12 protein-coding genes are annotated in these 14,866 nt (G+C 41.4%); 4 read left to right on the forward strand and 8 right to left on the reverse strand.

Annotated elements, in window-relative coordinates; translation table 11 throughout:
* Positions 1–608: 608 nt before the first annotated feature.
* Positions 609–1,622: an isopenicillin N synthase family dioxygenase gene (locus tag F887_RS06685; RefSeq protein ID WP_005295179.1), complete on the forward strand. Its 1,014-nt coding sequence runs from the start codon at positions 609–611 to the stop codon at positions 1,620–1,622.
* A 15-nt stretch (positions 1,623–1,637) separates the two neighbouring features.
* Here the strand turns inward: F887_RS06685 and F887_RS06680 are convergent, their stop codons facing one another.
* Together F887_RS06680 and alc are read right to left on the reverse strand one after the other, a co-directional pair.
* A complete protein-coding gene (locus F887_RS06680; RefSeq protein ID WP_005295182.1) occupies positions 1,638–2,174 on the reverse strand; it encodes an ureidoglycolate lyase in 537 nt (178 codons plus the stop codon).
* A gap of 290 nt (positions 2,175–2,464) precedes the next feature.
* Positions 2,465–3,469: an allantoicase gene (alc, locus tag F887_RS06675; RefSeq protein ID WP_005295184.1), complete on the reverse strand. Its 1,005-nt coding sequence runs from the start codon at positions 3,467–3,469 to the stop codon at positions 2,465–2,467.
* A 164-nt stretch (positions 3,470–3,633) separates the two neighbouring features.
* On the opposite strand from alc, the gene F887_RS06670 reads away from it, so the two are divergent.
* Both F887_RS06670 and hpxO read left to right on the forward strand, forming a co-directional pair.
* The gene (locus F887_RS06670) at positions 3,634–4,344 is read left to right on the forward strand and encodes a FadR/GntR family transcriptional regulator (RefSeq protein WP_032862926.1); all 711 of its coding nucleotides are present in this window, start codon (positions 3,634–3,636) and stop codon (positions 4,342–4,344) included.
* A gap of 210 nt (positions 4,345–4,554) precedes the next feature.
* Entirely contained in the window at positions 4,555–5,712 is a 1,158-nt protein-coding gene (gene hpxO / locus F887_RS06665; protein ID WP_005295188.1) for an FAD-dependent urate hydroxylase HpxO, read from the forward strand.
* A gap of 113 nt (positions 5,713–5,825) precedes the next feature.
* On the opposite strand, the gene F887_RS06660 is transcribed toward hpxO, so the two are convergent.
* From F887_RS06660 to uraD, 4 genes are all read right to left on the reverse strand, one after another.
* Positions 5,826–7,121 (reverse strand): OprD family outer membrane porin, encoded by a 1,296-nt coding sequence (locus F887_RS06660; RefSeq protein WP_005295192.1) that lies wholly within the window; start codon positions 7,119–7,121, stop codon positions 5,826–5,828.
* A gap of 176 nt (positions 7,122–7,297) precedes the next feature.
* On the reverse strand, positions 7,298–8,671 hold the full coding sequence (locus tag F887_RS06655) for a nucleobase:cation symporter-2 family protein (RefSeq protein WP_005295194.1): 1,374 nt from the start codon (positions 8,669–8,671) through the stop codon (positions 7,298–7,300).
* A 48-nt stretch (positions 8,672–8,719) separates the two neighbouring features.
* Positions 8,720–9,055 carry a hydroxyisourate hydrolase gene (uraH, locus tag F887_RS06650; protein ID WP_005295195.1) on the reverse strand — a complete coding sequence of 112 codons (336 nt, stop codon included), beginning with the start codon at positions 9,053–9,055 and terminating at the stop codon, positions 8,720–8,722.
* Positions 9,055–9,555: a 2-oxo-4-hydroxy-4-carboxy-5-ureidoimidazoline decarboxylase gene (gene uraD, locus F887_RS06645; protein ID WP_005295198.1), complete on the reverse strand. Its 501-nt coding sequence runs from the start codon at positions 9,553–9,555 to the stop codon at positions 9,055–9,057. Before uraD ends, uraH begins: the two co-directional genes overlap by 1 nt.
* 347 nt (positions 9,556–9,902) lie before the next feature.
* Between uraD and F887_RS06640 the strand changes: the two genes are divergently transcribed.
* Positions 9,903–11,027 carry a linear amide C-N hydrolase gene (locus F887_RS06640; RefSeq protein WP_005295201.1) on the forward strand — a complete coding sequence of 375 codons (1,125 nt, stop codon included), beginning with the start codon at positions 9,903–9,905 and terminating at the stop codon, positions 11,025–11,027.
* A 58-nt stretch (positions 11,028–11,085) separates the two neighbouring features.
* On the opposite strand, the gene F887_RS06635 is transcribed toward F887_RS06640, so the two are convergent.
* Both F887_RS06635 and F887_RS06630 read right to left on the reverse strand, forming a co-directional pair.
* Positions 11,086–13,509: a glucose/quinate/shikimate family membrane-bound PQQ-dependent dehydrogenase gene (locus F887_RS06635; protein WP_005295202.1), complete on the reverse strand. Its 2,424-nt coding sequence runs from the start codon at positions 13,507–13,509 to the stop codon at positions 11,086–11,088.
* 16 nt (positions 13,510–13,525) lie between these two features.
* On the reverse strand, positions 13,526–14,854 hold the full coding sequence (locus tag F887_RS06630) for a carbohydrate porin (RefSeq protein WP_005295206.1): 1,329 nt from the start codon (positions 14,852–14,854) through the stop codon (positions 13,526–13,528).
* Positions 14,855–14,866 lie beyond the last annotated feature (12 nt).

The following is a 14,866-nucleotide window of genomic DNA, read 5'->3' on the forward strand; positions in this document are numbered from 1 at the left end:
TGTATAAGCTACACATTTCTCTCAAAACCAAATCAATTGGCTTTGTCCCCAAAAGAGGAACAGCAAACGCTGTAGAGCAATGTCCCGTGTGTTCACAACACACTGACCGCTTATACTCAGTAATGATTTAGCAAGCTCTGTGCCAAGATTGATTTCATCATATTTTTCATTGTCATAATCTAGATTGGATTTATTTTTATTGGTTCTTAGCTAAAGCATCTGGATTGATTTTTCAATTTTGTGCGCAATCAAAAATGAAATTGAATATTAAATGCACTGTTTTAAAACAAACTTATGCCCAGCAATGAATCATTTGTACGTTGATGGAAAGAAAACCATTTATGAACCTTAGAACTTATCTGTGTACTCTTTCATTTTTATTCATTTATAAACTGGTATAAAAAATGCTTATAACTTTATGTCAGAGTAGAAGCGTTCAGCATAGTTAGTCACATCGACTGTTATGTGGGTCATTGCTCAGAAATCAGCTCACTTTTTTCTACCAAGCTTTCTCTTATGGAAAAAGTGTAGCTCTTTTTTGAATGTGGCCCGTCTCTTTCAATCTATTTGATTGGGTCACGGTTTATCCAAAAGATGAGGTTGAAAATATGAATAGCGCCAACATGACTGCATTAGCGGAAAATGACTACAGCTTAGAAGAACTGCAAAAAGAAGCCCGTATGGGAGCTTTGGGTCAAGAAACCTTTGAACGCGAAGTTCGGGTGATTGATTTATCTGACTTTGAACAACGTAAGTATGAAATAGCAGAGCAGCTTTGGGCCGCTGCTACAGATATTGGTTTTTTTCAGGTCTCGCATCATGGTATTCCACTTGAGCAGATCCAAACTGCATTTGACATGACACAACAGTTTTTTGCTCTACCTGAACCTGTCAAAGCACACTACCCGCTGAACCGAAATGCAGGTTGGGAAAGTAAGGCTCAGGTTCGTCCATCAACAAGCACACCAGACCAGAAAGAATCCTATCAAATCACCCGCCCACGTATGGACGGGCTTTATCCAACCGAACAAGAGCTGCCTGACTTCAAAAATACCATGTTGGAGTTTGAACAAGCATGTTGGCAAGTCGGTATGAAAATACTGTCCTGCTTTGCTTATAAACTAGGCTTTGCCGATAACTTCTTTAACCTTGCTCATGACCCAGAGCAAGACAGCTATCAAAGTACCTTAAGAATGCTGCACTACTATGCCATTGATCCTGTTTTAAAAGATCAATTGGGGTTATGGCGTGCAGGTGCGCATACCGATTTTGATTGTTTAACACTTCTGTTCCAACGTAAAGGACAAGGTGGCCTGCAAGTGTGCCCAGGTAAAGATATGGAGCAACAACAATGGACCAGTATCGAACCACGGGATGATGTGATTACCTGCAATATCGGCGATATGTTGATGCGTTGGAGTGATGATCAATTGCCTTCTAACTTCCATCGTGTCAAAAATCCAGAAGCAGATGAATATCAAGGGGCACGTTATAGTTTGGCCTTCTTTTGCCAAGCCAATGAAGATGTGGTAATTGAAAGCCCACAACAGAAATATCCAGCAATCACAGCCAAAGAATATTTAAAACAAAGAATTAGTGCGAACTTTAAAGGAAAATACTAAAACTACTTAGTACAGTCATAGATTCACAATCTCTGACTGTACTAAAACCTCAGTGATCCAGCACGGTTGAGATAAATGATGGATATCACAATTACTACCGCTACCAATCCGATCTACGACTAAAAAATCACTATCTGCTTCTAAAGTAATTAATGGGTGGTGCCATACCCCTTGATGATAGGTAATTCCCTGCTGTCCATTGCTGATAAAAGCATAGATCTGTTGTTCATCTGGTTGTCTCTGATCCAAAGGCAATGCCACAACAATAAGGAATTTTTGTTGCTGCAATGGAATAAAAGACTGAGAACCATAAGGATGTCGTTCTAACATCTCAATCTGAAATGGAATCTGTGTTGCAAATAAATTATGAAAAATACTCATCCCTACTGCTACATTCTCTCCTGAAACTTGTGCCAGTGATAACGCATGGTAACGTTCGGTAAGCCCTTGATTGATTGAAATCATATCATCACGATTCTTCTCAATCACATCACCAAAGGGCACAAAACTCTCTTTGGTTAAAGGTCGAATTTCAATATTATTTTCATACATAGACATTCTCTTTAATACAAAGAAATATCAGCTCAAATCTCACTTATCCAAATGAAAATTATAGTAATATTTCACTATCGTGGTTGGCGGCATAGATGCTGCCTGTTTGACTGTGGTATCAAGGACGTACTATCAGCCAACGAGCAGCGGCTAAAGCTGCGAAAAATTTTTGCCTTGCGCTGTTTCACAGCTCATCATCCTTGAAAAGTAAAATAACACCTATATAAAAATCAGCTTATAAACAGCCAGTTTATGAGATCATACAAGCGTACTAAATAATATAATTTAACTTATTCAACTACTTTCCCCCATAAACGAATCCTGCTAATGCCGCCATCTGGAATCATATTGAGGCGGATATAATTCACTTTTTGCTGCCCAAGCACTTCCGCAACGTATTCATGAATATTATCCATCGTCAAAGGCTGCTGTTCCAATAAAAAAGGCCAAAACATACTCTGTGGAATCAGCTGTGCATCTGTTGCATTTTCAACATAAGCAGCCTGAATCGAACAAAATGCAGGAAAATTGCCTTTAAAATAGGCAGTATCCACTTCAATTTTTTCAATCTGCCCAGTTTGCCCTAAGGCAATAATGCACCAATCAAACCCTGGTGCACGACGACGTTTGGTCTCCCAACCATCGCCCATATTTAAGCCACGGTCTGGGCTCAGTAGATTATTGGGATGCCCAAAATGCGCATCACTAAATGCCACAATACGACCACCATTTTTTAACCCAATCAGATCAATCTGCTGAGTGGTATCCACATGGTCAACCACGACTCGACCATAAACTCTTAAACGTGCAATCCCACCATCAGGAAAAATATTAATGCGAATATGAGTCACCGTCTGTGCGGCACAATCAAAAAAATGATGCTGATCTGGTGATAACACCGAATTTTCTAATAAAGGTGTCCATTCCACATCATCCAGTTCATTATCTGGTGCATAACAACCTTCAATCGATGCAGATGCTGGATAGTTCCCTGTAAAGAATGAAGTATCAATGTCAAAACCAGATATCATTCCAGTGACACCTAAATGAACAATACACCAGTCATAGCCAGCTTCACGCTTACGCCGCGTTTCCCAACCATCCATCCATTTACCGTGATCATCATATTTCCCTTCGATAAATTGAGCTGGCGTGCTTTGTAACATTCGTGCAGCTTCTGCAAAAAACTCATCAGAACAGCTCACAATACTTGCACCGATTCTGGCATCAGCGAGATTGGTTAATGTTTGCAAATGGCTCGGTAAGGATACGGCTTTGGCAATATGCACTGTCATTGATCATTCCTGAAGATTTCATTTCTATTCTATTATGCAAGATCCAGTCCAACTGGTCTGACCTGTTGTGAAAAATATAGCTATATTTAATCAAGAGCGCCAACAAAAAGATAAATTTTGTGTAGAATCAAACTGTTTATTTTTATATTTAGGCTGCGTTGTCTATGAGCCCACAAGCGATGCTCAATGGAAAATCATCTCAGGTGACTGAGCAAGCGGTGGAAATCATTCATCAACGCATTCAACAAAATACTTATGCGGTCGGCTCTGCCTTACCCTCACAACGGGATCTTGCTATTCAATTGGGAATCAGCCGTGCCTCTTTACGTGAAGCATTGACCCGTCTTGCCGCTTTAGGTTTATTGGAAATCAAGGCAGGTAAAGGCGTTTACGTGATTTCTCAGCACAGCCAAGCAGCAGAGCAATGGGATGGCGAGCATCGAGTTTCACTTAAAGATTTCTATCAATTGCGTTACGTACTGGAAGGTTTTTGTGCGCTGCTGGCGTGTGAATATTTAACTGAACAAGACAAATCAACCTTGCAGCAGCACTATCAAGCACTTGCGACAGCAATTCAAGAGCAAAACTGGCAAGTGGCATCTGAATCTGATTACGCTTTTCATCAGCACATTATTCTGTTAAGCCATAATCAATCGATTATTCAAACACTTAAAATGCATACAGAATGGATTAAAAAGAGCCAAATTCTTCCTTTTGTTCAACCTAATCTGGCATTTAAAACCATTCAAGAACATGAATTAATTCTACAAGCCTTATTTAAACAGGATGGAACTGCAGCTGAAAAAGCCATGCAAACGCATATTATTGGTGCTGCGCAACGGGCTGGTGTTTATTTTTCAAGACACAACAACTAAATATCCTCATTAATCTCAAATCCAATTGCCCAAAACTTGCACTTGCACATTTTTGCAGCATACTTTGACCCACATCCGTACACCCTTTCTCACTATGCTTTTTATTAAAGCACAATATCTGGTATGACCAGTAAAACCAGTTCATTAAAATTGGCACACTTCTCGCTTAGAACAGCTTAGAAACTTTTGTAAATATCTAGGGTCTGAACGATGAATATTGCAATTATAGGTGCAGGTATGGGTGGTTTGACTGCTGGTATCGCTTTAAAAAAATTTGGCCATCAAGTCACAATATATGAGCAAGCTGCTGAAATCTTACCTGTAGGTGCAGCGATTTCACTTTGGTCCAATGGCGTGAAATGCCTCAATTATTTGGGCTTAACGGATCAAATTCAGGCCCTAGGCGGACAAATGGAGTCTTTGGCCTATGTTGATGGCCTTCGCCAACAAACCATGACCCAATTTAGTTTATCCCCTTTATACAAGGAAGTTGGCCAACGTGCCTACCCTGTTGCCAGAGCCGACCTGCAACAACTATTAATGCATCAATTTGGACTCAACGATATTCATTTAGGTATGAAAATGACAGTACTGGAAACACATCAGGATGAGGTCACGATTCATTTCCAAGATGATTCTCAAGTGACAGCTGATTTACTCATTGGTGCAGATGGTACACATTCACTTACCCGAAAATTTGTACTTGGCTACCAAGTTGAACGTCGTTATGCAGGTTATGTCAACTGGAATGGATTAGTCGAAGTGGATGAAAGTATTGCCCCCGCTCTACAATGGACGACATATATCGGTGAAGGAAAACGTGTATCTCTGATGCCAGTCGCTCAAAATCGCTTCTATTTCTTTTTCGATGTGCCATTAGATGCTGGGCTGCCAAATGATCGTAGTTATTATAAACAGGAGCTCAAAGCTCATTTTAATGGTTGGTGTGAACCCGTACAGAAACTCATTGATCGTTTAGATGAACAAAAAACCAACCGCGTAGAAATTCATGATATCGAACCTTTTATGGATTTTTATAAAGGACGTGTCGTTTTATTAGGCGATGCAGCACATAGTACTACACCAGATATTGGACAAGGTGGCTGCCAAGCCATGGAGGATGCGATTTATCTTGCCCGTGCATTGCAGATCAATACCTTTGGTTTAGAAGATGCTTTAGCACGTTATCAAAACAAACGTAATGATCGTACCAGAGAAATGGTCTTAAGAGCGCGTAAACGTTGTGATGTTACCCATATGAAAGATCCTGAAGTGACCCAAGAATGGTATCAATCACTTTATCAGGAACAAGGCTCGCATATTATGCAAGGAATCATTAGCAATATTATCGGTAATCCTTTAGATTAATCACTGAAAGTTTAACTCCCCCCTGTATAGGGGGCTTTTTTTAGCTTAATGTTAAGACGATAAAAAATGCACACCTCTTTTGAGATATGCATTAGTGCTGATTACTCAGTCAATCAGAATTTATAGCTCAAAGTAAAACGGTTTTGTAAAAAATTCTTGTCATAACGTGGCGAAGTTTGAATCCCAGCAAAATTACTGACACTAAAACCTTTCAAGGCACCCGTGAATTTATAAATACCAAAGAGCATGTATTCAGATTGATTTCGGCTAGCCACATTTTCTGATTCCTTCAAATCCATAAAAGAATAACGCGCCCCTGCAATCACTTGATCCGATACTTTGCCCTCTAAGGACAGCATCAGTGCATTACCGGCCCCGAGATCTTGGGTACTGGTAAAGAAAGGTTGTGCAAAGATTTCACCTGAAGAAGTCTGGCTGGCATATGGCATTAATAACGCGCCATTTAAATAACTGTTTCGATCTGGTTTGATATAGTTATAAGCCACTTTCAAACTGGCAGTTGGCAATACTTTTAAGGCAGCCTGTACACCCCAAATCTGACTATTGATCTCTCCTGCAAGCGCCTTACCTTGCTCATGACCAGACAGATATTGCAGCGAAAATTCAGGTGCATATTTAAGTTGAGTAAACCCAAGATCAGCTTGGGTATACAGTAGGCGTAGATAGTCATCATAATCCTGATACCAAAGCTGTGTTTTTAAAGTTTTGTCATCCGCCAGCTCATAGCGCTTTCCAGCCCCAATTGACCATACCCCATCGGTTTCGACTTTTGAATTTTGACGCGTGCTTTTGCTGAACTCATCTTCTGCATAGCTTTTATATTTATTCACCTTGGTCAAACGCAGGAAATCATGATTGTTGCCAATCTGCACATCTGCGGCTTGAAATAAAAACATCAATACACGGCGGTCTGCGTAGTCTCCCATAAAAGGTAAATTTAAACGCTGATTACCCACAGTCACTCGAGCCACATCATTTCTCCACGTGAGATATGCTTCTGCCAAACCATCACGATCTTCTTTTAGCTCTGAGACTTCATCATTTTTATTTTTCTCATCCAGGCGACGCTGAATGTCGTAACCAATTGCGGCCTGTACTCCGTAAAAAGGCGCTGTCTCATATTTAATATAGCCTCCAATCACTGCAGTATCTTGATTTAAATTATTCACAAAATAACCATTATTCAGCGAATAATAGGTCGATTTCACAGCACCATGTACACCACCACAGCTGAATGCATCAGTCAAATTCGTAACCGAGTAACTGCTACGTTGACAGTTCTGGTCCAAATTAAACAGCCCATTTAAGCTAGTATCTGCTGCCGAAGCTTGTATTGCAGTCGTTAAGGACATAGTCAAAATTGCTGCATTTAATTTAAGATTTTTCATGAGTATTTCCCCGAATGTTTCATATAAAAATCGCTTTAAGCCTTTAAAAAATCTGTTTTTGGCATTTTTAAAAGTCAAAAACTCCCCTAGGCCTATTCAAAAATGAATAAGCGATTTTTAAATTTTTGTTGATTAAAAAAGTTTAAGTTAGGCGTCCGTCTCCATATTGAAATTGATCAATGCCCTGAATTTAATGGCAAAGTCGTAACCTCAACGGATTTCTTATGAAATGGCAAATGGTTAAAAATAATATTCAGTAAAATCGCGGTGATACAGGCAGAACTGATACCTGAATGCAATAGCGTTTTTACCCATGTCGGGAATTGAGCATAGAATTCCTGATTCACAATCGGGATCATACCAATGGCCAGCGAGGTTGCGACAATAATCAGGTTTTTGTGGTCGTTATAATCGACTTTGGCGAGCGTTCTGATTCCACTGGCAGCAACTGTACCAAATAACACAATCCCTGCTCCACCCAAAACAGGCATCGGAATTGATGCAACCAAACGGCCTACGATCGGCAATAAACCCAGAATAATTAAAATCCCGCCTGCAGTTGCCACCACAAAACGGCTTTTAATTCCTGTAATTGCGACCAGACCTACATTCTGAGCAAACGCAGTTTGCATAAATGAACCAAAGATCGGAGAAATTGCACTAGATAGCATATCGGCCCGTAAACCATCACCAATGCGTTTTGAATCAACCTTGCTTCCCACAATTTCACCAATCGCAATAATATCAGCTGTGGTTTCAGTCATAATCACTAAAGTCACAATCACCATGGAAAGAATAGCTGAAAATTCAAATACAGGCGAACCAAAATGGAAAAAACTTGGAAACGCAAAAATGGGTCCTGTACTTACTTTGGAAAAATCAGTAAATCCTGCAACATAGGCAAACACTGTACCCAAGACGATTGCAGCAAGAATCGCAAGTCGACGGAGAACCTGACTACGCAACATATTAAAAACAATCACAATTGCCAGTGTCACAACCGCCAAACCGACATTGGCAGGATCACCCCAGTTTTCAACTTTGGGATTGCCTCCCATCATCCAGCGAATCGCAACAGGCATCAGCGAAATACCAATCATGGTAATCACGCAGCCCGTCACTACAGGCGGGAAAAAACGAATAATCTTTGCAAAAAATGGCGTAAGTAATAAGCCAATTAAAGAAGCAACAATCACTGCACCAAAAGCAGATGCCAAACCTCCACCTGTACTCACAATTGCCAAAATGGTTGCAACACCAGCAAAAGAAACACCTTGTACAATTGGTAATTTTGCGCCGAAATGCTTAAACCCAATGGTTTGCAAAACCGTTGCAATTCCGCCAACAAATAAGGCAGCTGCGACCAGCAATCCTATCTCAGAAGCATCTAACCCAGCCGCCGCGCCAATAATTAAAGGCGGAGCAATAATGCCACCATACATCGTCAATACATGTTGCAAGCCATATAGGATATTCTTATTCATTCCTAAATATTGATGTTCAGCGGTTCTATTGGCATCTTGCTCTAAATTTAAGTTATCTTGATGCATCGCTTATTCCTCTAATTAAATCATAATGTCCACATTGCTTGTACTGGTTTAGCTGCCACGATAAGTTGAGTATGAAAAAGGGCTAATTAATAAAGGGACGTGATAATGCTGCTGAATATCCACGACCTTAAAATCAATAGAAACCCGTGGATAAAAACTATCAGTATTTAAAGATTCAAAATAATCTGCCACTTCGAAAATTAACTGATAATTACTTTGAATAAATGCATCGATCTTGAATACTGGAATACGACCATCTGCGTCAGTGAATTGTTGATCTAGTAAAATATATTCATGGTCAATTTCTTGTCGTAGCTTGACCAAGACTTTTGCTGCGGGTTGCCCCAAAGACGCATTTAAAATATGTGTGCTGATACCCGCCATTATTGAATCTCCTGTTTTAAACGCATCAAGGCAATCTCCGCCAATTGTTGTTTTACTTCAGCTTGCTCTTGTTCAACCGTATTCAATAATCGACGTTGCAACTCTGACAAAATTTGTTGGCCTGAGCGACCCGCAGCACGAATCAGGTAGATATGTCCAAATTTGCGCTCATAATCTAAATTGCCCTGATATAGCGCCAGTTGCACGACAGCATCGGTTTCAACTTGGCTTTGTTCATGTTGAGAAAATTGCTGTTCTTTTTCAGACAAAACTGCTGCTGCTTTTTTCTCGCCAATACGTGGATGTTGCGCTAAAGCCTCGGAAATATCTGACCATGACCATGCTTGAGCTTGTGCAAATGCAGCTTGATAAAGTTGGTCTTTAGACAAATAAGGGCGTTGACCTACCAGTTTAGAAGTCCAAGTCGGGATATGTACGCAAGCTTGTAAAACAAGCCCAGCTTCCCCTGAATCCAGTTGATTGAATGTTTCTAGCTGCATAGCTGCTCCAATTTAACGCATTGTCTGACTGGTCAGACCAGATGTATTAAATTAAGCAATGACTATGCCAACTGTTCCGGAACATGCAGGATTCTTTATTGTTCTTTTAATTTATTTAACCAATCTAAATGCATTTATTTAAAATTGAATAATCTATTTTTATTTATAAGTTGTATTAATAAATAAAATATCATCTTCCAATATAGAAAAATTGACTATAAAAAAATCATCTGCTAGTTTTTATTTGCTCGCACGATCTTATATATTTAGAGCATATACATAATAAATTAAGATCAAATAAAAACCAAAAACCATGCTTTATTTTAATAATCAAAAGAGAAAATAATATGTGTACCGAGTTTATTCTACCTCAAGCAACAAACTACCGTATTTCTGGACGTACAATGGATTTCGCTGCTACGTTTACATGGCAGTTGGCAGCAATTCCTTTGGCAACATCTTTAAAAGCAATCGACACGCTAAGCTCACATTCACCTGCCTATCATTGGACAGCTAAATATGGGTTTATGGGGATTGGGATTAAACTCCCTTTAAATCTGTTTGATACAAAACTATGTGATGCCATGAACACAGAAGGCTTTTCAGCAGCGGCCCTCTGGTTGCCCCCTTCCCGTTATCCGAAAAAGGCAGATGCACCGCAAAATGCCAAACTTATTTCTGCATTGGATATTTGTGGTTGGGCTGCCTCGAATTACAACTCAGTCGAAATGTTGAAAAAGGATTTATACGCTATCCAGCAAGGTCAATCCACTTCACTCGGAGAAGTTTTGTATTTTTGGGATCCACTACAGTTCTCTGAACACAGTGAATTGAATCAAAGCGATGAACTGAAAAATCTTATCCCGATTCATTTCCAATTTCATGATAAAACTGGCGCAAGCTTGGTACTTGAGTTTCGTGATGGCCAACTGTCGATTACAGACAATACCGATATTGGTGTTATGACCAATACTCCGTTTATTGAATGGCATCGTACCAATTTAGAAAACTATCTGGGCGTCACCAATGTTGAAACTGACAGCCAAACCATCATCGGTTTAAATGTGAATAAAGCAGGCAATGGTGGTGGTTCGATTGGACTTTCTTCATCTGCATTGCCCTCCGATCGGTTCCTACGTACAGCATTCACGCTAAATTATTCAATTCCTTGGTTAAACCAAGCACAACGCCCAAGTAATACCGCTGCTGTCGCCCATGTAATGAATGTGATTAAAGGTATTTATGTCACTCGCGAGCAATGCATTGACCAAAGTGGCAATATTAAAGGTGACTATACCCAATGGGAAATTGTCCGTGATCATAGCAATCTGGTTTTCTATATTTCAACAACTGCAAGCTTAGGGTTCTGGCAAGTTAACTTTTCAGATTACCAACTGGGTCAAAATGCCCAACCACAGTTTGCTGTCATTTCAGATGCAACTCAAATGCCGGTTTTAACTGCAACGGCTTAAAATAAATCAAAAAAAAATGGCAATCCCCAAGGATTGCCATTTTTTAAGAATGAAAGATTTAGTTCAAGCTATACGCAATCACATAGTCACCATGATCAGGTGATTGACGTGCACCACCCGCGGTAATTAGTACATACTGCTTACCTGATTTAGGTGACACATAGCTGATTGGTGTAGCTTGGCTACCCACAGGTAAACGTGATTTCCAAAGCTCTTTACCGGAAGATGCATCCAATGCACGCAAGTAATAATCTTGAGTCGCAGCAAAGAAGACTAAACCACCTTGAGTTGCCATTGGACCACCAATCGTCGGCATGCCAATTGGAACAGGCAAGCCCATTTTGATTCCCATCGGGCCTGTATCCTGTACTGTTCCCATGGGTACTTGCCACGCCACCTGACGAGTTTTCATATCTACTGCCGTCATGGTGCCATATGGCGGTTTTTGGCAAGGGATCATTAATTTCGACCAGAAACGATCTTTATTGACTTTGTATGGGGTTCCTTTCATTGGTACCGCGCCCATACCTGTATTGACTTTTTCACCACCATTGGCCTGAACAGCCAGATCTTCTGGGGTTTGTTCAATCAACTGAATCCATAGACCTAAGCGCATGTCATTGACGAACATATATTGATGGCTTGGATCGAAGGCGATACTGCCCCAGTTCATCCCGCCCAAAGAACCTGGGAAGCTCAATGACTTATCGGTACCTGGTGCAGTAAATAAGCCTTCATAACGCATTGATTTGAAGTTAATACGGCACATCAGCTGGTCAAATGGTGTTGCACCCCACATATCCGATTCAGTGATTGTCTGGTTACCAATTTGTGGCATTTCTACCGAACGTGGTTGAGTTGGGCTGTATTGCTCTCCTTTGATATCGGCAGGTTTTACAGGCTGCTCAATCACTTTGGTGAGCGGTTGCCCTGTTACGCGATCCAAGACAAAGAACTGGCCTGATTTGGTGCCAATCACCACAGCAGGTTTATTGCGACCATCCTTCATTGGGAAATCCACCAAGCTTGGCTGCATTGGCAAATCAAAATCCCAGAGGTCATTATGCACCGTTTGATAGACCCACTTTTCCTTACCTGTAGTTGCATCTAAAGCAAGAACAGAGGAGTTGTATTTATGGTCCAATGGTTGACGATTACCGCCCCAGACATCGACAGATGAGCTTCCCATTGGCAAGAATACCGTGTTCATTTGCGGATCATAAGACATCGCTGCCCAAGAATTTGCTGAACTACGTTTATAGGTTTCTCCATCCTTTAACACATGGTTTGGATCAGGATTACGTGGATCAAAAGCCCAACGTAATTCACCTGTAATGACATCGTATGCACGAATCACACCACCCGGCATATCGGCAGCAAAGTTATCGGCAATACGACTACCCACCACAATCACTGTACCCGCAATGGTTGGCGCTGAAGTGACTTCAAAACGTGGTGCTGTGGTTCCCTCACCCAAGCCTTTGAGCAAGTCAACGGTGCCTTCTACACCAAAGTCTTTACAACGTTCACCCGTATCTGCATTGACTGCGATTAAGCGACCATCTGGTGTATTGGTATAAACACGACGTAGGCATGAGGTATTGTTTGCTGCCGCTTTTACTGGGGTTGCTCCCGCTAGAGTCGGCTGAACCAGTGCTTGCGTTGAGTCAAAATAAGCAACACCACGGCAACGCTCCCATGCGTCCGATTTGGAATTGACTTCCGCTTTCCAGAGTTGTTTACCTGAATCAGCTTCTAACGCAAAAATGTCGTTATGCGGGGTACATAGGAAAATCTTATTGCCCACTTGTAGCGGCGTCATCTGATCTTCTGCACCATTTCCCGAACCTGTGGTGAAATCACCCGTACGGAAACGCCAGACTTCTTTCAACTGATGCACATTATCGCGTGTGATCTGATCCAGTGCAGCAAAACGGCTACCCCCTGAATCCTGACCATAATGCGCCCAGTTGATCTGCTTCATATCCGTTTTTACAGGAATCAGTGGTAATGCCTCACCAGAAGCCGTCACGGTTGGATGTGGCTGGAACATCTGATAAAGGCCAATCACCATGCCAATAACCGTTAATATTCCGAGACCATAAGCAGGTAAATCCGCACTCGGTTGATATTGATAACGACGAATGGCAGGTAAAGTAAACATCAGGGCTGCAAATAAACCTGCGGGGAACATCAGTCTTGAAAATAGAGGCCAAAACTCCCAGCCTGCATCAAACAATGACCAAACAATCGTTCCTGCAAACACCAATGTAAATAACCAAACACCCAACGCTTTTTTCTTAAAAATAAAAAGCGCAGCGATCAGCGTTAATACACCTGAAATCAAGAAATACCAAGTACCACCAAGCGTTGCTAATTTGAACCCACCCACTGTAAAAAACAGGCCTGTGAGCAACAAAACTAACGCCAAAATAAAGCACCATATTTTTAGTATGGTATGTGAGCTAGAAGATTCAGACATCGCTCATCCTCCTGTATTAGAAATTCACACGCATGCTCAAACCTGCAACCCACGCATCATCGACTTCTTTAACACCAGCAGGTTGATGAATATATTGCAGGTTCGGTCTTAACATGACCGCAGGTGACCACTGATAGGTATAGTTCAGCTCAACATTGAGCTCATCACGCTGAACAGGTACATAATCCGCCGCAAGCGCATCATATTGGTCATAACCACGACTTTGGTTGATTTCAATCTGACGATCTTTATAACGATCATTGACGAAGTAATTGGCAATACCAAAACCAATTGAGTCATTTGGACGACGATCGAAAGGCCCTTTGTACCAAAGTGCCAGTTGCTGGGTACTGGTTACCGCTGTGGTGGCTTTATCGTTGACCACCGCATTGAAACTGACGTATAAGCCACGCTTTGGATCATTACCAGTTTGGCTGAGTTGTTGTTGTGCATTGAGCCAGAAGCTATGTTTTCCATCATGTACCTTGCCAACCGTGGCAATATCATTGGCTTCAGCCGTCGAATATAGTGCCCCGACTTTATATTCACCTGGCAAACCATTGAAGGCAGCAAGTTTCGGTCGCCATGCCAGTTCTACAGGAATGGTCGCACCTTTGACATGGTCCATATCCAGATTAAAACCATCCCGATTTCGATCAGTTTTGATATTATCTGGATTGACCTCATAGACACCTACGCCGAGTGTCCATTCAGGTGCGAATTGATATTTAACATTGGCGCCCCATAATCCAACAGGTAAGTTGTACCAGATTGAACCAATCGACTTTCCAAGCTGACCGCCACACAGTAATAAGTTCTGAAACTCACATTGCGAGCCATTAAAATCTTCTGACATGCCCATACGACCGATCTTGAACTGCACAGTATTATCAACGAAGCCCTTTTTCACCCACGCCTGACTCAAACGCCAGATTTTGCCGCGACCATAAATTTCCTGTGAATTACCTAGCGCACTGGAACGAGGATCTTTAATCCGATCCAACGACAAAGCATTGCCATCGCGTTTGGTCACTAAAAGACTCGCGCTGGTATCTTTCCAGCCCACAATTTTTTCTAAATCAAAATTGGCCCCTAGCGACAATTGCGCGGCATTTTTAAAGGCATTGTCATCGTTATAGCCACCATCCAAATTGGTCGCACTTTGACTCATGATCGAGGCAGTAAATTTATAGCCTTCTTTTTCCAGTTGCTGACGCTGTCCATTCCAATCACCCAGTAACCATTGACGATCCTGTGACCACGGCTGATCCGCAAAACTAGATTGAGCAGCACATACAGCAACTGCCAGACAGCTCATTTTGAGCAATAATGCATTCAACTTCATCTTCAGCCTCCT

Origin of the sequence: Acinetobacter sp. NIPH 2100, assembly GCF_000369805.1 — a bacterium.
Lineage (GTDB): Bacteria > Pseudomonadota > Gammaproteobacteria > Pseudomonadales > Moraxellaceae > Acinetobacter.